Here is a 20,052-nt window from a genome sequence, read left to right on the forward strand (position 1 = left end):
TTAATAAATAATTAACATCGTTAGCCGTTTTTCATTACAAACGTCGCGCTAAATCTGGAAATCGATAACTACCTCATCCGACTCCAGCGCCAGACGCTTAATTTCATCCACGGAAAGCTCAGGGTTGCATAATTCAATAAATCGCCAGACGTAGTTTCGCTGCAGCTGCCCGCGCTTGAGCCCAAGCCACACGGTATTGGCGTCAAACAGGTGTCGCGTATCAAGGCGGACCAGATTTCCCTCTTCGCCGCTTGCCTGATCGGCCACCAGACCAATGCCCAGGCCCAGCTCAACGTAAGTTTTCACCACGTCGGAATCCTGCGCGCTAAGCACCACATCCGGCGTTAAGCCGCGGCGCGCAAACGCCTCGTCGATGCGTGAGCGCCCGGTTATTCCCTGGCGATAGGTTATCAGCGGCCAGCGGCTGATGTCATCAAGGGTCAGAGGGCTGGCGTGGATCAGCGGATGGCCGTTTGGCACCAGCAGGCTGTGATACCAGCGGAACCACGGATAGGCGACAAGGCCAGGATCGGTGCTCAGACGCTCGCTGGCGATACCGATATCCGCCGTACCGCTGTGCAGTAGAGATTCAATCTCCTGCGGCGTGCCCTGGATAAGCTCAAGGCGAACCTCCGGGAAAAGCGCGCGAAAAGCTTTAATAACGCTGGGCAGGCTGTAACGCGCCTGGGTGTGCGTGGTGGCGATAGTCAGCACGCCGCTTGCGTCGTTGGTAAACAGATCGGCAAGCCGACGGACGTTGCTGGGCCTCGTTGAGAATGCGCTCGGCGATCACCAGCAGCGCTTTGCCCGGTTCGGTCATCCCCAGCAGCCTTTTGCCCCGGCGGATGAAAATCTCAATGCCGAGCTCTTCTTCCAGTTCGCGGATATGGCGGCTGACGCCGGACTGCGAAGTAAAAAGCATATTGGCGACCTCGGTGAGATTGTAATCCCGCCGCGCCGCCTCACGGATGATCTTAAGTTGCTGGAAATTCACGTTGCCCCCGGGAGCATTACTGTTCTTTACACCATTGTTAAAGTCACAGCGCCCGCGGAACAAATAATAAAAACCAGCAACTTATTCCTTTTAGCAATAAGCCGCGCTTAGCTGACCAGCATCAGCTCTCTGTTTTCCACCGCCGGCTGGGTGACGACGGACATAAGAATATCCTTTACCGCCTGCGCCTGCGGGGTCAGCGGCAAACGGGCCGACAGGTTAATGGACAACGGCAGGTTGAGCGACGGGCTGGTGATGCGGGCCATCCAGCCGTTAGCGGAGCCGCACAGGGAACGGGCCGCGGACTCGGGCAGCACCGTTACGCCCATCCCGCTGGCGATGGCCGCGGTCAGGGTGGAGATGGATTCGATTTCACCGATGATTTTCGCCGTCAGGCGACGCAGGGAAAAAGCTTCGTCCACGCGTTTGCGCACGGCGCTGTAGTCACGCGGCAGGAACAGGTTCATTTCGGCTACCGCCGCGAGATCGACCGTCTGGCCCGGACAGTCGCGGGTGCCGACCAGAAACAGCTCCTCTTTCAGCAACGGCTGGCTGATGATGCCCGCCACCGGCGTGCGGTCATACAGCACCGCCATATCAAGCTGGCCGTTTAACAGCCTGTCGTTAAGGGAGGAGCCGCTGTTTTCATGCAGATAAACCAGCACGTCCGGCAGCTCCGCACGCACCGTCTGCAGCAACGGCATAATCACTGAAGAGGCCGCGGTTCCGGGCGCAAGCCCGATTGAAACCTGGCCGCCGAGCGTCTGTCCGACGTTGCCGACCGCCAGTTGCGCCTGTTCGCACTGGCGTAGAATGGTTCGCGCATGGGTATAAAGAATCTTTCCGGCTTCCGTCGGCGTCACGCCGCGTTTGGTGCGGATTAACAGCTGCTGATTCAGCTCCCCTTCCAGGGTGGCGACCTGCTGGCTTAACGCCGGTTGCGCAATATGCAGCACTTCAGCGGCCTGGGTCAGGCTACCAATATCGACGATTTTTACGAAATACTTCAGCCGTCTTAAATTCATTTTGCCCCCTTCACGGAATGCCAGTGCCAGTCTCGGCGGTAATGTCGTAGAAGGAATTGCAAGATGCTTGCCACTTTTGATAAAGCCGGACCAGATGGTCTAACCAGCTGGATTATAAGAGAAACTGATGCGCAGGGGTGATTGCATTACTGAAACAGCGGTTTGCTTATGCCCCAAAAGGGGTATAAGCGCACCAATGCGGTGCGCGCAAATACGAAAAAACGATTACTACCTCTGCCCCATACGGCCAAAAATTTAAAACCGCGCCGCAGTCGGTTAACGCCTGTCGGAAAACGGTCCTTAATAAGGGAATGTCTTTATAGCTTTTGCGCCGTTTGCTTGTTTTATCAGCAAACGAACCAACAGCGTTATTTCAGCCTTTGACAAGGCCATTTCACCCCGTTAATATGCGCCCCGTTCACACGATTCCTCTGTAGTTCAGTCGGTAGAACGGCGGACTGTTAATCCGTATGTCACTGGTTCGAGTCCAGTCAGAGGAGCCAATTTCCTGTTTTCATGCATCTTTGCGAATCCCTGTATGGTTTTGATTCAATAAGCTAGCGTGAAAAACCTTCCCGATACGTTTTCAATATTCCCTCTGCATCGGCAAGAATTCGTGGTCATTTCAGCCAGATGATGGCGTGACCACAGCTCAGCCTTGATCAGATGTTTAAAGCCACTTTCCCGCGCGCCTTATTAGATATTCCCACGAATAAAACACGACAAGAACGGCGGTTCTGTCCGCGCTAAGCATTAAACCGACATTACCGGATCGGCAATGTCGGATGCTTACTGTTATGAATCCATTTGCGTCACGATAAAATCTCTTTATCGTTTCTCTTCTGACCTCTGCCGCTTTGCCTGCCGTTGCGCTGTTCCCCGAACTATTACGCCACCGTTGCGCGCAGGTATCCTCCGCCGCGAGTAGCGAAACTCAGAATTCAACGCTGGCACTAAGAACCCCGTTCAGCGACGCACCTTCTTCTACCCGCAGATTGCCGCCACTGGAGGTATAGTAGTGCTTGTTAAACAGGTTATTCAGGTTCAGCTGCAGATGCGTTTTTTTACCCAGTAATTTATTGTCCCAGGCAACAAAACTATCCGCAACCGTATAGGCTGGCAGCGTGAAACTGTTATCCGGATCGCCGGCACGGGTACCCACATAACGTATTCCCCCTCCGACACGGAAGTTACCTGGGAGCGCGTGGCTTAGATACACAGCACCGGAATTACGTGGCGCATTCTGCAGGCGGTTGCCATTATTGGAAGAATCATTCCGATCGTCGGTAATAATTGCCTGGTCATAACTGTAATTGGCACTTAGTTCCCAGCCGCGGTAAATCTCACCGTTAATTTCGGCCTCCACTCCGCGCGAACGGGCTTTGGCCACAGCATAAGTGGAGCCGTTGAGCGATAGCGAAATATCTCTTTCATCAATATGATAAAACGCCAGAGAAGCAAACAGTGATGGCGTCAATTGCCATTTGCTCCCGACCTCGTAGGTCGTGCCCTGCTCCGGCTTACCAACATTCCCTTCATCGTCGACACTGGTTGACGGAGTGAAGGATTTGCTCATGGTGCCATATAAGGATATATCCGGTGTTAACTTATAGATTAAACCGGTCTGCGGCAGGAATTTATTGCCAATATCATTATAGCTTTCAATGACAGGATCAAAACCGCTCGACTCACGTTGCTCGTAATGCTGGTAACGTCCCCCCAACACCGCCGTCCATTGAGAGGTTAAATCAATACTGTCCTTCGCATAGACCGAACGGCTGTGAATACGGTTCAGCAGATTCGCAGTCGAAACCTTTTCAGTACTGCTGTCGGTAACAGTAGGTAGACCATACACAGGGTTGCTCAGCGTATATGAAGTATCGGCCTTGCCGGTATAAGCATGAGCGCGATAAGTCTGCGCCATTTCGTAATCCGTACCGATAACAATATTATGGGCCATGCCTGCAATGTCAGGGGTGCCGATCATATCCCATGAAATATATTTGGTTTTATGGTTATAGCCGCGGTTAGCATCTGCCCGCCGGGTCACTACGCCAGTGGTTGGATTAATCGCCGTCACACGCACCTCATTGTTACTGTACTGACGCTGATTCATCCCAAAAGTTACCCGGGTATTCCAGGTATCATTAAACTGATAATCCCAGTGGCTATTAAAGGTTTGATTACGACCCCAGGCATGATTGCTGTAGTCATCCAGCCGGGTTTTATAATCTATAGCCACCGGCTTGCCGTTAATAAAAGCGGTGCCGCGATCGTAAGGAATATCATACTGAAAGCTTTCATAACTGATATCGAAGCTGGCTTTATCACCTATCCACTGCAACGACGGCGCAATCAAATTGTGCTTATCATTACCGAAACCACGCCAGTAATTTTGCGTCTGTTTTTCAGCAATTAAGCGAAAAGCAAAACCGTTCTCCAAAGGGCCAGTAATATCAATGCCCCCGGCACCGCCGCCTGTGCTGTTATAATGACCGAATAGGGTAGTGCTCCATTGATATTGTGGTTTTTTACTGATGATATTAATCACCCCGCCCGGGTTTTGAATACCATATAACAACGATGCCGATCCTTTCAGCACCTCCACTCGTTCGGTGGTTGCATTCAGATTCAGTCCCTGGCTGCTGCGTATACCGTCACGATAAATTGAACCATCAGAGTTGCTACCGAAACCACGCCGCAAAATACCATCTTCGGTTCCCGCCAGATTATTGCTTTGTGCCACTCCGCTGACAAAACGCAGCGCATCCGTCAAATTAGTGGTTTGATAATCGTTTAGCTGTTGCTGCGTCACAACGCTGACAGACTGAGATTCATCTAACCTTGACGTCGGCGTTTTGCTACCAACGGAACTGGTCGGGCTGGTATAACTGCTTTCGGCCTTGTTTACCTGTTCTGTACCCGTAACGATAATAGTATCGTTACTTTCGGCCGCGGAGGCGATTGCCGGAAATATAAATGCGCCGCCGCAAACGGTAATCATTAAATTCCGCGATGATTTGTGGCGGCGAAAATTCCGCTTATCTCTGCTCATTTCTGCTGTGTGATCCTGCCAGTTAATTAAATTGTTAGCTTGCCCGGGAGAAAAAGTTTTCTGCTGCGCGGCCCGCCCAGGTTTATGCGCTTTCTTCATTTGCGCAACGGACATGCCCGGTGAGCCCACACAAAAAACGATGATATTTTCCAGGCAAAACGCGAACGCTAATGTAATTGAGAATTATTCAAACACAACAAAATGTAGTAGTAAACTTAAAAACAAATTTATCGACTACGCATGAACCTGCTGATTCAGAAAACCTTTCCGGATGCATGGAATAATTATAAGCACATGAATAAAAACAATAAAAATACAAAACAGGATTGTATTCATACACATTATGAAGAAGCAGGAGATAAGAAAAACAGGCCATACGCTTCACTTGACTACTACATTTCATTCGCGCAGAATCACAAAGGATAATGATACTTATTACTATTTATTAAGATTATGACACTCGATAAATACGGATTTCGGTGCTGGAGTAAAATGCCGCAACAAGATGATCACAAAACGGATGAAAGCGGTTTACATATTGAAACCCTGAGTACCGGTTATCAAAAAAATATCATTATCGATGGTATCAGCCTGACCATTCCATCCGGCAAAATGACGGTGCTGGCAGGAGCAAATGGTTCAGGAAAATCAACGCTGCTCAATACCATTGCGCGGATGATTACCCCGTTTGCCGGTAAAATTATTCTTGATGGTAAAGCTATTCATCAGCAGCCCACCAAACAGGTGGCTCGCCAATTAGGGCTCCTGCCGCAAAACCCGCTGTTGCCGGAGGGGCTAACCGTTTTCGAACTGATTAGTCGCGGGCGCTTTCCGTGGCAGGGATTTTTACGCCAATGGTCAGAAGCGGATGAACAGGCCATTGAACAGGCTTTACGCTTAACCGGCACAGCAGATTTAGCCCACCTACCGGTAGAAAGCCTGTCCGGAGGCCAGCGTCAGCGCTGCTGGATAGCGATGACGCTGGCTCAACAAACCCCGATTATCTTACTGGATGAGCCGACCACTTTTCTGGATTTACGTTATCAGGTAGAAATTCTCGAATTACTTCGTGATTTAACATTACACCATAACCACACGGTAATAATGGTCTTGCATGACCTGAATTTTGCGATCAACTATGCCGACACGCTGGTATTTCTTAAACAAGGTAAGTTATCCGGCATTATCGATAACCCTGCGGATTGCACACCTGAACTGATCCGCTCAGTATTTGATCTGGACGTTTATATGTCGGTCAACCCGCATACTGGCAAACCCTTTTTCATGCCCTTTCCGGCTATGACGGGCGGCATATAATGCAGCAGGCAGTTTCGTTATTTAGCCGTAGCAAATCCCGTTATCTGACCCGGCTACTATTGCTATTACTGATGGTGATAGTTTGCGCAGTTTTTGACTTGGCCATCGGCGCAAGCTACATCGCACCCCGTACGGTGTTGCAGGCGCTCTTTGATTACGATCCGGGAAATTTCAGTCACCGCGTTGTTATCGAATTACGCTTACTGCGGCTGGTAGCGGCATTGCTGATTGGTACCGCATTAGGGGTAGCTGGTTTGCTGTTACAGTCAGTTATCCGTAATCCATTAGGCGAGCCTCATATTTTGGGACTCAACGCCGGCGCGGCTCTTGCCGTGGTACTGAGTACTGCCAGTGGAGCAGGCTGGTTAATCTCCCCCGCCGTTCGCCCGCTGGTCGCAGCCGCAGGAGCTGCGTTACTGTTTAGCCTGGTGATCACGTTTTCTTCCGCCGGCCGTAGCGGCTTAACGGTGGTTAAAGTGACGCTATGCGGGGTGGCTCTTTCCGCCTTCGCTTCCTCTCTAAGCGCTACCGTGCTGATACTGGATGAACAAACGCTTATGGACATGCGGACCTGGCTGGCAGGAGATCTAGCCGGTTTGAGCTGGCCGGTGATAACCGCGGCCGCGATATTGACTGGCATCGCCATGCTCCTCGCCACCTGGCAGGCTCCTTCACTGAATATGCTGGCGTTAGGAGATCATCTGGCGCGCGGGCTGGGTGTTAACCTGCAACGTACCCGGCTGTTCTCCATTATTGCAATCGCATTGCTCAGCGGAGCCGCAGTTTCTATTGCAGGGCCGATCGGTTTCGTCGGTCTGATAGTCCCTCATATCATCCGCCGGCTGGTCACCGAAGATCTGCGCAGGGCGCTCCCCTGTTGTGCGCTGGGGGGAGCGCTGGTGCTGCTTGTTGCAGATATTGCCGCCCGAACCCTGATAGCACCGCAGGAACTGGCCACCGGCGTGATGACGGCTCTGGCAGGGGCACCGGTATTTATCTTTATTGCCTCAAGGTTTTTCAAATGAGTCGTCTGTTACACCAGGCCGGACGGGTGGCGCTGCGAAAAGGCAGGCTATCTGTGTTACTGCGTCCCGCCATGCTTTATCGACTGTTTTTTTTTCTACTGCTGATTCTGGCGTTACTTGTCTTCGGCGTTTGTCGCGGCAGCTTGCCGGTTCCCGTATCCGCTATAGCTAAGGTCCTGTTTTATCCGCAGAGTCTGAACGATCCTTCCGTCTATATTGTCCGGGATGTACGACTGCCGCGTCTGCTGATGGCCTTATCTATCGGGGCTATGCTGGGAATGGCCGGGGCGGCAATGCAATCTATTACGCGTAACGGACTGGCCGATCCTGGCCTACTGGGCGTACGAGAAGGCACCAGTATCGTGGTTCTGACGCAAATATTATTTTTCCCGACGCTCAGCGTACTCTGGCAACCGATCGCAGGGATGGCTGGCGGTCTGTTAGTGGCGCTACTGGTTGTCGTCCTGGCGCGCGATTTTTCCCGGCCACGATTTATTTTAATCGGGATTGGTATTTCCTGGATTTTCGCGGCCGCCATCGGGGTATTTATGACTACTGCCGATGTCAGACAGGTGCAAACCGTCATGCTGTGGATGGCCGGCAGCCTGAATACCGTTAGCTGGCCGTTGTTGCTGATGGCGCTGTGCTGGGGAATCCCGGCATCGCTGCTCCTGTTTCTAACCGCCCGGGCGTCCGATGTCGCTTTGCTGGGAAATCCCACGGCAACCGGTCTGGGGGTTCGCTTATCACAACTGACGTTGCTGCGTTTTACCGCCCCGGTAATTTTGACCGCCACCTGTATATCCTGCGTTGGCAGTATTGGTTTTGTCGGCCTGATGGCTCCTCATCTCTCACGGATGCTGTTTCGCGGCGGGCAGGCCGGATTATTGAGTGGCAGCGCGGCATGCGGGGCTTTGCTGGTGCTGCTGGCTGACACCCTAGGGCGCCTGGCGTTCTCCCCGCTGCAATTACCCGCGGGCATTATTATTTCACTGCTGGGCGGTCCCTTTTTCCTGTTACTGCTCTGGCGACGTCGGGATAGTTTCTGACCGTTAAGGATTATTATGCGCATCCTCTCTATTCTACTGCTTTGTACCAGCTTCTTTGCCATGGCAAACCCGCCAGCACAGCAATTTACCGACGACCTGGGGCGTACAGTGACGGTGCCTTTGCACCCCAAACGTATTGTCTCGTTGCACGATCTGGACATCACTATCCCGCTGATTGAACTGGGTATCCTTCCGGTCGGCAGCCATGGCCGGACGCGGCCGGATGGCAGTCACTTCCTGCGTTCGGCCCGCCTGCTGACAGGGATCGATTTTGATAACTCGGCCATTCAGTTTATCGGCACCGCCGATATCGATATTGAATCCATCGCCGCGCTGAAGCCCGATTTAATTATCACCGAACCAAGCCGCAATGTTTCAGTGACACAATTAGAGAAAATTGCCCCCACCGTCAGCATCGATCATCTTAACGGCGGCGCTCCGCGGATCTATAGCAAACTGGCGCAATTGACCGGCAGCGAGGCACGGCTGGCGCTGCTTGAAGCGCGTTATCAGGAACAGATCAAACAGCTCAGACAAACCATTGATAACCGAAAAATCACCGTGTCGGTGATCCAGGCAAATAACGGTAAGGTGGCTGTGATGTACAGCTATCACTCTCTGGGCAAAGTGTTACGCGATGCAGGCTTGACCTTCCCCGCCCTGATTAACAATATTCCGCAAAACGGACGCATGAATGTCAGTGCGGAAAGGTTGCCGGATCTCGATGCTGATTTCGTATTCGCTACCTGGCGCGGTGATACCGGCGGCAAACCCGTGGATGAAATCGCCGCCATGAATGCGTTAATGCCGGGCTGGTGCCATTTCCTGACCGCCTGTCAGAAAGGACATTATGTGCTGGTTTCCCGCGAAGAAGCGATTTCGAACTCGTTTGCCGCCCTCAGTCTGATGACCGCTGTAGTGCAGTCTCATATTGCCGGGCTGGATCTGTCTGGCGCGAAATAACCGGAGCTAAAGATGACTGACCATAAAAAAAATAAAAACAGAGTGGACGTATACGGTGAACGTTTGCGCAGCCGGGCACCCCAGCTTTCAGCCGGTTTACAGACCGTGTTGCACTACATTAACGAAAACCGATCGGCGGTACTGGAATCCACCGCGCTTGAAATCGCCTCAGCGACCAATACCTCGGATGCTACCGTGGTGCGGGCAGTCCAGGCATTAGGTTTTGCCGGATTACGCGATTTGAAAAAAACCCTTGAGCTATGGTTTGAACCCGTGATGACTTCCACTGATAAAATGAGCATCACGCTAACGGAATTCACCGGTGACGTTGATTCAAGCATTAATTTTGTCCTGGAAGGACATAAGCGCGCCTGTGAGGTTTTATCCTCGCCGGCGAATCGTGTTGCCCTGTCACAGGCCGTATCGCTGCTGCTGGACGCCCGTCAGGTGGCTATTTTCGGCATTAATGCTTCGGGCATCCTGGCGGAATATACTGCGCGATTGTTTAACCGCATAGGGTTGCCTTGTGCGCCACTCAACCGCTCAGGCGTCGGCCTCGCCGAACAGCTACTTACCCTGCAGCGGGGAGATGTTCTGGTGATGATGGCTCAAAAATCAGCCCACCGGGAGGGGATGACGACCCTGCGTGAAGCTAAACGGTTAGGCATGCCGGTCATACTGCTGACCAATGCCTTAGATTCACGCTTTGCACAGGAAGCCGATGTAGTGATTCAGGTCCCCCGAGGCGGAGAAAATGGCAAAGTCCCCCTGCATGGGACCGTGCTTATCTGTCTGGAAATGCTGGTGCTATCCGTCGCTTCTTCCGCGTCACAGCGCACGATAAAATCAATGAAACGGATGCAGGAATTGCATCGCGGCCTGAAAACCGGCGGTCATAAACGCCAGGAGAAACCAATGTGAGGACGGGCAAAAACCGTCAGGCCGACCTTTTTTGAGCCAGCCCCGCCTCGCGTTACGTCGCCTTAACGCTATTTATGATTGACAATCTGCCTGTAAATACGGTACCAAACAAGTACCATATTTACAGGTCGGCCTGTAGCACATCTATGCGCGGGAAATAATAAGGAAAATAATATGCCATCACGTCGGGAATTTTTGATCATGAGCGCCGGGACGCTTCTGGCAATCAGCGTGCCCGGTTTCGCAAGAAACGATCTCCCGCATGTCAGAAGCGCCACCGCGGTTACTCAGGTGTTCGGTGATGGTATCCGCCTGGCGGCCGTTGCCGTGGAGTATGACGCGCCGGTACGGGGAGCAGAGCTTAGCGTTGCCGGTTTTCGCGTCAAAGACCGAACCGTTACGGGAGCTTTTACCAGCGCCTCTGCCGATCCCCGCGATCGGGCGGCAATGGGGCGCTTTGTTATCGTGACTCTGTCGCCAGAAGATGATAACGCCCTGCTTGCCGAAAAGGTGCCGCCGAAAAACGGCGCTCGGACGTCCCCTTCTGCCGGAGGAGGGCCGGGTAAAGCAGGCGATATTCCGCCTTATGACACGGTTTACAGGCATCCCGAAGCTACCATCATGCAAACAGGCTCAGTCAAGATGAGCAACGGCCATACCCTTCCCCCGAGCCAAACCGCCCTGACTACGACAAAGGTCAAAAACCCAGTCGTTGACGATTTTCAGGCTCTGGAATTCCACGATCCCAAAACGGGTAACATACTGCGCTATAACCTCTATGTACCGAAGGGGTATGACAGGGAGAAATCCTGGCCGCTGGTACTGTTCATGCATGATGCCGGCGCGACCAGCGACGTAACACGCACCACCCTGTATCAGGGTCTGGGCGCGGTGGTCTGGGCCAGTCCTGAAGATCAGGCCAGCCGCCCCTGCTTTGTCCTTGCGCCTGAGTATGCGGAAATTATCGCTGACGATGACTCGCGCACCTCCGGCATGCTTGATACCACAATAGATCTGATTCGTGCGCTGTCAGCGCAATACTCTATCGATCGGAACCGTCTCTACGCCACCGGCCAGTCCGGCGGCTGCATGATGTCGATCGCTATGAATATTAAGTATCCGGACTTTTTCGCCGCCTCCTTGCTCGTTGCCGGGCAGTGGGACCCGGCGCTGGTGAAGCCGCTCGCCCGCCAGAAACTGTGGATACTGGTTTCGCAGGACGACAACAAGGCCTGGCCGGGACAAAACGCCATTACCGCCGCCCTGGAAAAAGAGGGCGCGAAAATCAGCCGCGCCACCTGGGATGGAACCTGGTCGCCGCAAGAATTCCAGACCGCTTTCAATAAGATTGATGCCGAAGGCAGCCCGATCAACTATGTCTCCTTCCGAAAAGGCACCGTAATTCCGCCCAACCAGTCATCAGAAGGCGCCAGCGGCCACCGGAACACCTGGCGTATTGCTTACGGCATCGAACCTGTCCGGGAATGGCTTTTCCGACAGCATGGATAAAAATATCCTGCGCCTCGACAGCCAGATTGATACGCTGACGCTATGGCGGGCCACTGGTTAACCGGCATACGTAGATAAAAGCCGCGGCATGTATAAGCATGTGGTGGCTTTTGGCTCGGATAATACTTTCGCCAGTATTGTTTAAGTGGCGGAATGGATACCACGCAGAACGATTCGTATTCTTTTTTTTATGGTTTCCAGTTGATGCACGCGCCCTTTCGCATCTAACTGTCGTTCCCCTTCCGTCTCTGATACCCATTTTCTCGGGATAAGGGCGCCAAAAACAATATCCATCAGCATGCCGGCACAAACCCCGGGTTCTTCGACGTTAAGCCTTCCTTTTTTATTCTCGCTTTCAAGCCATTCCATCAACAGCTCGCGGGAATGGATAGCTTTGCTTTCATACAGATAATCCGACAGCTCGGGGAAAAAAACGGCCTCTCTTGTCATCAGTTTAAGAATGGCTTCTCTTTCCACTGCCTCATGTTCACTGCTGTCCAGCCGGAAAATGCGAAACAGCGTTTCTTCCAGAGACAAACGTTCATCTACCGGACGCGGCAGCGCCATAAAAAGATAACGATGTTCTTTAATAACGGTGGCAAAAATATCCATCTTATTGGCAAACACTTCATAGATTGCACGTTTTGACACTCTTGCCCGGCGGGCGACTTCAGCGGTCGTAGTCTGCGCAAAACCCAGTTCAAGAAAAGCGCTGTAAGCGCCCTGAATGATAGCTTTCCGTCGCTCTTCATACTCCATAACTTTTGGCCGTCCCCGCCGGGCGGTTATGGAGTTATCTTTTTTGCACATAGCGCTTCCTTTGAATGTAACAGCCAACTTTATGGTACTTGACTGGTACCATAAAATGGATAACTATGATTATCAACGTCCACCGACAGCCACGCCAGTCGCAGTATGGCATTAATCCCACTGCCGATTAGCCGTAAGGATAACCATGAGCCATAAAAACACAGCGCCCTCTCCCATTCGCGATCCGCAAATATTACAGGTGCTGGAACGCATGAATGCGGAGCGTAAACGTCCCTCTGCGGAAGCGTTTAGCGGGCCTGACGCCCACGATCCTGAAAAATTTGCCGATTATGGTTTCTCTATTCATCCGGAACAAGGGGATCTGATTTACCTGCTCTGCCGGGCGATGAACGCCACACGCGTTATTGATTTTGCCACATCAGTCGGCATGTCAGCCGTTTATTTTGCCGCCGCCATGCGGGACAACGGCGGTGGACAGGTTATTGGCGCCGAGCTGGTTGCCGCCAAGGCGCAAACCGCCCGTCATAATCTGACGGATGCCGGGCTGTCGGACTATGTCGACATCCGCATCGGTGATGCGCGGGAGACGCTGAAGGACGCCGGCGGGCCTGTCGATTTTGCGCTGATTGACGGCTGGCCGCTGGCTGAAGGACCGACCCTTGCGCGTCAGATCGTTGAAATTGTGGCTCCTCAGCTACGTATCGGCGGATATATACTGAATGACAATGCAGAACCCGATTTTCTTACATGGATCCGTGATCCGATGAACGGATTTATTTCAGTGACGCTTCCTGTTAAGCGAGGAACGGAACTGGCAGTGAAAATCAGGTAACTAATATGCAGTCACGACGCGCTTTTATATTGTCTGCTCTTGGGGCAGCGGCAGCGGCATGCTTTACCCGGACTGCCTGTGGTCTGGAAAAATCCGGGGCTTCATTCAGGGCAGGAGCAGGAAAAGCATGGGTAACTTTTGCGGGGCTGAATTGGCCGGTTGATGGTTTTTCCGGTCAGCATGACCCTCTGGGGGTGCGCGTACTTTTGCTGGAATTCGCCCGGACCAGATTTTGTATCGTGGTGGTTGATCTCACCTCTTTGTCCGAAGAAATAATTAACGGCATGAAGAGGCTCATCCATGAAAAAACCCACGCCCCACTGGAAAATATTCTGCTTTGCGCCAGCCATACCTTCTGCGCCCCCCATATATTCCCGGACGGGCATACACCGCCAGGCACCGACAAACGTCAGAACCAGCAAATGCTTAACCGCTTTGAAACGGCTCTTTTAACCGCAGTTACCCAGGCGACAGTGCGGTTACAGCCTGCCCGGATCGGCTTTGGTTCAGGATCCTGTCGGGTAAATATCAATCGCGACCAGCCCGGCGAAAATGGCTGGTGGCTGGGTATGAATGAAGATGGTTTTGCCGATCCCTTTGTGGGGGTTATCAGGATCGATAATCAGCATGGCCAACCGCTGGCGGCATTGTTTAACTACGCCGTGCAGTCTTCTGTCACCGAGGATTTTCAGGAGTCAAACGGAGGCAAACAGATTTCCGCAGATCTGGCGGGGGCCGCGGCGCGTTACATCGAGGAACATGCTGCTGTCGATGCTGTCGATATGGTGGCTTTATTTCTGGTGGGTGCGGCAGGCGATCAGGCCCCGCTCTTTCAGGCAGTACAAACGGTGGTGGATGACACAGGGACAGTCTCCCGCATCAGCAGTTCTGCGCACGCGTTTGAGATGTTGAATCTGCTTGCTACAGGCCTCGGAGAGGCGGTTGCTCAGATTCTGAAGACAATCAGGACTTCAACGCCTGCCGTGTTGACTATCAGGCGCCAGCGGATAACCGTTCCGGCATTAACCTTCTCCCCCCAAAACGCTCCGCAAGGGCCGGTGAAAACTTTCCGTTATCAACCTGCGGGGAACAGCGAAGTTCCGGTAACGGTGATGCAGCTGGGAAATATCATCTGGATAGGATTACAGGCTGAACTCTCAGCCATCACCGCTGCCCGAATCCGTGAACTGTCGCCATTTCGTCATACTTTTGTCTCAACCATGGTGGATGGCGCAGCTAAATATATGCCGGATGAACAAAGTTATGACCGGTTCACCTATGAGGCCAGAAGTTCGCCGTTTGCCCGTGGCGCCGCTGAACTCGTTGCCGCGACCCTCATTAAGCAGTTAGAAAAATTACATGCAGAAACCGGAGAAAAGCGGGCGTAACGGGATTCTGACAGGTTTCCCGACGCAGCCGCTTATGGCATACCGGGAACCCACATCTTCATTACCGGGTATCTCATGTAATTCTGTCATACAGAATCAGAGATGCCCTTCCGTTCTCCCTCGTCCATGACATACTAGCTTTACCCGCATCGCCACCGGCATGCCCGGCAGAAGGAGAAATAATGAACAATGACGCTACCCGCCAGGGGCTAACGCCCGAGCAGGCGCTTGATAAGCTCGAATCCCTTTTTGATGATGCAGTGAACGCGCTGCGTGACGCCATCGCCAGCTACGCGCGGGATGGCTCGTTACCCGACACCCTTGCCCGGTCGTCAGGGCTGTTCGTGTACCCCGAACTGCGCGTCAGCTGGGACGGCGGCGCAAGGACGCCGAAGAAAACCAGGGCCTACGCCCGCTTTACCCACGCCGGCAGCTACACCACAACCATCACCCGCCCTTCGCTCTTCCGCGCTTATCTCACCGAACAGCTTTCCCTGCTGTATGAAGATTACGGCGCCCGCATTGAGGTTGGCCCATCGCAGCATGAAATCCCCTATCCGTACGTTATCGACGGTTCCAGCCTGTCGCTGGATCGCTCAATGAGCGCGGATCTGGCCCGCCACTTCCCCACCACCGAACTGGCGCAAATCGGCGACGAAACGGCGGACGGCCTGTTCCATCCCACGGAGTTTTATCCGCTCTCCCATTTTGACGCGCGCCGGGTGGACTTCTCGCTGGCGCGCCTGCGGCACTATACCGGCACCCCGGTGGAGCACTTCCAGTCGTTCGTCCTGTTTACCAACTACACCCGCTATGTGGATGAGTTCGTGCGCTGGGGATGTCAGCAAATCCTCGATCCGGAAAGCCCCTACGTGGCGCTTTCCTGCGCCGGCGGAGCCTGGCTGACCGCCGATACGGAGGCGCCGGAAGAGGCGATTTCCGATCTGGCATGGAAGAAACACCAGATGCCGGCCTGGCACTTAATCGATGCCCAGGGCTGCGGTATTACGCTGATTAACATCGGCGTCGGGCCGTCGAACGCCAAAACCATCTGCGACCACCTGGCCGTGCTGCGCCCGGACGCCTGGCTGATGATCGGCCACTGCGGCGGGCTGCGCGAAAGCCAGTCCATCGGCGATTATGTGCTGGCGCATGCCTACCTGCGCGACGATCACGTGCTGGATGCCGTACTGCCGCCGGATATTCCTATTCCAAGCATCGCCGAAGTGCAGCGCGCCCTTTACGACGCCACCAAGCTGGTGAGCGGCATGCCGGGCGAAGAGGTGAAGCAGCGTCTGCGTACCGGCACGGTGGTCACCACGGACGACAGAAACTGGGAGCTGCGCTATTCCGCTTCGGCGCTGCGCTTTAACCTGAGCCGCGCGGTCGCTATCGATATGGAAAGCGCGACCATTGCCGCTCAGGGTTACCGCTTCCGCGTGCCGTACGGCACGCTGTTGTGCGTTTCGGATAAGCCTCTGCACGGCGAGATCAAGCTGCCGGGACAGGCCAACCGCTTCTATGAAGGGGCGATTTCCGAGCACCTGCAAATCGGCATCTGCGCCATTGATTTGCTGCGGGGCCGAAGGCGAGAAGCTGCATTCGCGCAAGCTGCGGACCTTTAATGAACCGCCTTTCCGTTAACGTCGGCATGGCTGGCTAACGCGCAAAGGGCCGTAAAAAAACGGCCCTTTTTAAGGATTTGCTGCAAAAATCCGCAATCAAACGCAATTAGCCAAAACAGCCTTTGACAACCCAGGTGCGCCTCGTTACTATGCGCCCCGTTCACACGATTCCTCTGTAGTTCAGTCGGTAGAACGGCGGACTGTTAATCCGTATGTCACTGGTTCGAGTCCAGTCAGAGGAGCCAAATTTCTGTTTTTATGCCGCTTTGCGAATCCCTGTATGGTTTTGATTCAATAAGTTAGCGTGAAAAATCTTCCCGATGCATTTTGATTTTACCCTCCGCATCGGGAAAAATGGGTCGTCAAAGCCGGGGTCAGGTTGGTTCGATACTCGAGTGCCCCCCTATGCCCCTTACCGATACGAAACTCCACAGCCTTAAGCCTTCTGATAAACCCTTTAAAGTTTCCGAACCCGGCGGCTTCCGTCACGGGTGTCTCGATGGACAAGAACCGCCCCCGTTGAATCAGGTACAGTCCGCGGTAACAGCCCAACATTCTAGTGTACCAGCAAATCATTGAGAAAACGCCTCGCGCGTGGATGCTGCGGCGCGGTGAAGAATTTATCCGGTTCGGCCTTTTCCAGTATTTGCCCCTGATCCATAAACCAGATCGTATCGGCGACGTCGCGGGCAAAATTCATTTCATGGGTGACGCACATCATGGTCATTCCTTCCTGCGCCAGCCCGCGCATCACGCTCAGCACCTCGCCGACCATCTCCGGATCGAGTGCGGAAGTCGGTTCATCAAACAACATGACCGGCGGCTTCATCGCCAGCGCCCGGGCGATAGCCACCCGCTGCTGCTGGCCGCCGGAAAGCTGCGCCGGGTAAACGTCGGCCTTGTGCGACAGCCCCACCCGCTCCAGCAGCTCTCCGGCATGGCTTCGGGCTTCAGAGCGCTTCACGCCGAGCACTTTCACCGGCGACATCATAATATTCTCCAACACCGAAACGTGCGGAAACAGGTTAAAACTCTGGAAGACGAAGCCGATTCGCGTTCGCAGCTGGTTCAGCCGGGTGCTTGAGCCATGAATATCGACGCCGTCAAACAGGATCTGTCCCTGTTCGATGGGTTCAAGACGGTTGACCGTCCGGATTAGCGTCGATTTCCCGGATCCGGAAGGGCCGCACACCACCACCACTTCACCGCTTTTGATTTCGGCGCTTACGTCGGTCAGGGCCTGATATTCCCCGTACCATTTATTCACCTGATTGAACAGAATCATCGGTCGCATGGTTGCTCCTTATTGAGTTTGTGATGGCGACGGGTCGAGGACCAGCGGCGTGATCGGCTTTCCCGTAGCGGACTGCGCGCCTTGCCTCCTGCTGGCGATACGCAGCTCCAGGCGATTGGCCAGCCATGTCAGGCTAAAGTTAATGATGTAATAGCTCAGCGCCACGATGGCAAAGACCTGGAACGGTTTCGTCAGCAGTTGGTTACTGACCTGGTTGGGCCGCATAGGTCAGTTCCGGCACGTTAATTACGTAGCCGAGGGTGCTATCTTTGATAATCGACACCAGCTGGCTTACCAGACTCGGCAGCGTGTTGTACAACGCCTGCGGCAGAATCACCAGGCGCAGCGCCCGGAGATGTCCCATCCCCATTGCGCGGGAAGCTTCATATTGACCCGATGGCAGCGCCTGGATCCCGCCGCGCACTATTTCAGCGATATAGGTGCTCTCGTAGACGATCAGCGTACACAGCATGGTGCTAAAGCCGCTGATGTTGTGGCCAATCAGCAGCGGCACGCAGAAATAGGTCCAGAACACTACCATCATCAGCGGAATACCGCGCAGCAGATAGATCCAGCAGGTTACCGGCCAACTCAGCCAGCGCCACGGCGAGATACGGGCGAGGCACAACAACACGCCGACCGGAAAAGCGAACAGCACCGCCAGCAGCGATACCAGTAAGGTACACAGCACGCCGCCCAGCGGACCGTCAGGATACTGCCCCATCAGCAACAGCAGGCCGTTATCATGCAGAATGGTGAAAAAATCAGACATACAGATTACCTCGCATACGCGCGCTGAAAGCGACGGGCCAACAGCGCTCCCATTCCCATCAGCAGCAAAGAGAAGGCCAGATAGCCTACCGTCGCTACCGTATAAGCTTCGAAGGTGCGGAAGGTCTGGTTTTCAATATCGCGCGTAACGTAAGTCAGCTCGGCGACGCCAATGACCATGGCAAGGCTGGTATTTTTAAACAGCAGCACGGTGTGGTTAATCACCGACGGCAGCGCGTTACGGATCCCTTGCGGTAGAATCACCAACCGCATGGCGCGCAAATACCCCATTCCCAGCGCCCTCGCCGCTTCATTCTGCCCATCGGGGATGGCGCGCAGGCCGCTGCGGATATCTTCAGAGAAGTAGGCTGCCTGGCACAGCCCCAGCGCGATCAGCGAGAACAGAAACTCCGCATTCATCTCGTTAACCCACATCTGCAGCGACTCGGGCAGCAGCGTCGGAATCGCGAAATACCACATCATCAGCTGAATAAGCGTCGGTACGTTGCGGTGGTAGGACACGTACGCCGCCACCAGCAGCTGCGCGAAGCGCTTGTTGCTCAGGCGGATCATCACCAGCACCAGCGCAATAAACATGGCCAGCAGCCATGCACCCAACGCCAGCTCCAGAGTGACGACGCTGCCATCAATGATCGTCTGGCCGTAGTGGCCAGTCATCACGTTACTGAAGTCGAGTGCCATATATCCTCCTCGTTTGCCGCCATTCAGGACTCGCGGTCGCCGGGACGCATCGTGGATAGCCCACCGGGTACCTGCAGCGTCGGGGTGATCTCAATATTGCCGATGTTGACCGCCACCGGCGCGGCGAGCGCAAAGGCCACGCAGTCGGCGATGTCTTTTGCTTCCGGCAGCTCGAAACCATCGATAAAGCGACGGCGCGCCTCTTCGTGATCGCCGGAAACATTACCGAAAATCTCCGTCGCCACCCGACCCGGGCAAATTTCGGTAATTCGCACCCGCTTGCCGTAGCAATCGACGCGCAGCTGGCGCGACAGAGCGTGCACCCCCGCTTTGGTGGCGTGATAGATGGAGTTGCCGTTGAAGTTATAAATCGCGGCGATGGAGGTAATATTAATGACGTGGCCGCAGTCGCGCGCCACCATTCCCGGTACCAGCAGACGACACAGGTGCAGCACGGCACGCAGATTGACGTCCAGCTGGATGTTGATCCAGTCGGCCTCGGCATCGAGAATCGATCCCGGATGGGAAACGCCGGCGTTGTTCACCAGAATATCGACCTGCAGATCGCAGCACAGCGCGTTCAGCGCCGACAGATCGCCGACGTCGACGGCGTGGGGAATGCAGCCGGTTCTGTCCGCCAGGGCGGCCAGCTGTTCATGACGACGCGCTACCGCGTGGACCACAATCCCTTCCTGACAAAGGCGTTCGACAATCGCTTCACCCATCCCGGCGGAAGCGCCGGTTACCAGGGCCACCTTATAATCTGAAAATGGCATATGTGTCTCTCCTGTTGCGGCAGACCGATCTGCCT

At 54.1% G+C, this 20,052-nt stretch carries 14 protein-coding genes, 2 tRNA genes and 4 pseudogenes; 12 read left to right on the top strand and 8 right to left on the bottom strand.

Annotated features, from left to right (window positions below; translation table 11 throughout):
* Nucleotides 1–48: 48 nt before the first annotated feature.
* Nucleotides 49–994: pseudogene (cbl, locus tag WLO32_RS12885) on the bottom strand (HTH-type transcriptional regulator Cbl).
* A gap of 107 nt (nucleotides 995–1,101) precedes the next feature.
* Complete coding sequence (nac, locus tag WLO32_RS12890; RefSeq protein WP_435945490.1) at nucleotides 1,102–2,019, bottom strand: nitrogen assimilation transcriptional regulator NAC; 918 nt, start codon at nucleotides 2,017–2,019, stop codon at nucleotides 1,102–1,104.
* Nucleotides 2,020–2,446: 427 nt separating this feature from the next.
* On the opposite strand from nac, the gene WLO32_RS12895 reads away from it, so the two are divergent.
* A tRNA-Asn gene (locus WLO32_RS12895) sits at nucleotides 2,447–2,522 on the top strand.
* Between the two features lie 431 nt (nucleotides 2,523–2,953).
* Here WLO32_RS12895 and WLO32_RS12900 read toward each other — a convergent pair.
* Nucleotides 2,954–5,074 (bottom strand): TonB-dependent siderophore receptor, encoded by a 2,121-nt coding sequence (locus WLO32_RS12900; protein ID WP_435948300.1) that lies wholly within the window; start codon nucleotides 5,072–5,074, stop codon nucleotides 2,954–2,956.
* A gap of 492 nt (nucleotides 5,075–5,566) precedes the next feature.
* Here WLO32_RS12900 and WLO32_RS12905 point away from each other — a divergent pair, with 492 nt between their 5' ends.
* The 6 genes from WLO32_RS12905 (at nucleotide 5,567) to WLO32_RS12930 (ending at nucleotide 11,858) form a co-directional block, all read left to right on the top strand.
* Complete coding sequence (locus tag WLO32_RS12905; protein ID WP_435945491.1) at nucleotides 5,567–6,391, top strand: ABC transporter ATP-binding protein; 825 nt, start codon at nucleotides 5,567–5,569, stop codon at nucleotides 6,389–6,391.
* A complete protein-coding gene (locus tag WLO32_RS12910) occupies nucleotides 6,391–7,416 on the top strand; it encodes a FecCD family ABC transporter permease (RefSeq protein WP_435945492.1) in 1,026 nt (341 codons plus the stop codon). Before WLO32_RS12905 ends, WLO32_RS12910 begins: the two co-directional genes overlap by 1 nt.
* Nucleotides 7,413–8,465, top strand: coding sequence for a FecCD family ABC transporter permease (locus tag WLO32_RS12915; RefSeq protein ID WP_435945493.1), 1,053 nt, complete (start codon nucleotides 7,413–7,415; stop codon nucleotides 8,463–8,465). The genes WLO32_RS12910 and WLO32_RS12915 overlap by 4 nt, the downstream gene beginning before the upstream one ends.
* Nucleotides 8,466–8,480: 15 nt before the next feature.
* Complete coding sequence (locus WLO32_RS12920; protein ID WP_435945494.1) at nucleotides 8,481–9,428, top strand: ABC transporter substrate-binding protein; 948 nt, start codon at nucleotides 8,481–8,483, stop codon at nucleotides 9,426–9,428.
* 12 nt (nucleotides 9,429–9,440) lie between these two features.
* Nucleotides 9,441–10,349: a MurR/RpiR family transcriptional regulator gene (locus WLO32_RS12925; protein WP_435945495.1), complete on the top strand. Its 909-nt coding sequence runs from the start codon at nucleotides 9,441–9,443 to the stop codon at nucleotides 10,347–10,349.
* Nucleotides 10,350–10,523: 174 nt separating this feature from the next.
* Nucleotides 10,524–11,858, top strand: coding sequence for a PHB depolymerase family esterase (locus WLO32_RS12930; protein ID WP_435945496.1), 1,335 nt, complete (start codon nucleotides 10,524–10,526; stop codon nucleotides 11,856–11,858).
* Nucleotides 11,859–11,999: 141 nt separating this feature from the next.
* On the opposite strand, the gene WLO32_RS12935 is transcribed toward WLO32_RS12930, so the two are convergent.
* The gene (locus WLO32_RS12935; protein WP_435945497.1) at nucleotides 12,000–12,668 is read right to left on the bottom strand and encodes a TetR/AcrR family transcriptional regulator; all 669 of its coding nucleotides are present in this window, start codon (nucleotides 12,666–12,668) and stop codon (nucleotides 12,000–12,002) included.
* A gap of 145 nt (nucleotides 12,669–12,813) precedes the next feature.
* On the opposite strand from WLO32_RS12935, the gene WLO32_RS12940 reads away from it, so the two are divergent.
* From WLO32_RS12940 to WLO32_RS12960, 5 genes and pseudogenes are all read left to right on the top strand, one after another.
* Entirely contained in the window at nucleotides 12,814–13,461 is a 648-nt protein-coding gene (locus tag WLO32_RS12940; RefSeq protein WP_435945498.1) for an O-methyltransferase, read from the top strand.
* Between the two features lie 5 nt (nucleotides 13,462–13,466).
* Nucleotides 13,467–14,849, top strand: coding sequence for a hypothetical protein (locus WLO32_RS12945; RefSeq protein WP_435945499.1), 1,383 nt, complete (start codon nucleotides 13,467–13,469; stop codon nucleotides 14,847–14,849).
* Between the two features lie 182 nt (nucleotides 14,850–15,031).
* A pseudogene (locus WLO32_RS12950) lies at nucleotides 15,032–16,493 on the top strand (AMP nucleosidase).
* 150 nt (nucleotides 16,494–16,643) lie between these two features.
* A tRNA-Asn gene (locus WLO32_RS12955) sits at nucleotides 16,644–16,719 on the top strand.
* 160 nt (nucleotides 16,720–16,879) lie between these two features.
* Nucleotides 16,880–16,963 (top strand): annotated as a pseudogene (locus WLO32_RS12960) (Arm DNA-binding domain-containing protein); the annotation flags it as partial.
* Nucleotides 16,964–17,030: 67 nt separating this feature from the next.
* On the opposite strand, the gene WLO32_RS12965 reads toward WLO32_RS12960, so the two are convergent.
* The 4 genes and pseudogenes from WLO32_RS12965 to WLO32_RS12980 all read right to left on the bottom strand — a co-directional run bounded on the left by WLO32_RS12965 (nucleotide 17,031) and on the right by WLO32_RS12980 (nucleotide 20,017).
* Nucleotides 17,031–17,768: an amino acid ABC transporter ATP-binding protein gene (locus WLO32_RS12965; RefSeq protein ID WP_435945500.1), complete on the bottom strand. Its 738-nt coding sequence runs from the start codon at nucleotides 17,766–17,768 to the stop codon at nucleotides 17,031–17,033.
* A gap of 9 nt (nucleotides 17,769–17,777) precedes the next feature.
* A pseudogene (locus WLO32_RS12970) lies at nucleotides 17,778–18,540 on the bottom strand (amino acid ABC transporter permease).
* 5 nt (nucleotides 18,541–18,545) lie between these two features.
* Nucleotides 18,546–19,241, bottom strand: coding sequence for an amino acid ABC transporter permease (locus WLO32_RS12975; protein WP_435945501.1), 696 nt, complete (start codon nucleotides 19,239–19,241; stop codon nucleotides 18,546–18,548).
* 23 nt (nucleotides 19,242–19,264) lie between these two features.
* Nucleotides 19,265–20,017 carry an SDR family oxidoreductase gene (locus tag WLO32_RS12980; RefSeq protein WP_435945502.1) on the bottom strand — a complete coding sequence of 251 codons (753 nt, stop codon included), beginning with the start codon at nucleotides 20,015–20,017 and terminating at the stop codon, nucleotides 19,265–19,267.
* Between the last annotated feature and the right edge of the window lie 35 nt (nucleotides 20,018–20,052).

It is taken from the genome of Dryocola mayonis (assembly GCF_051307045.1).
GTDB lineage: Bacteria > Pseudomonadota > Gammaproteobacteria > Enterobacterales > Enterobacteriaceae > Dryocola.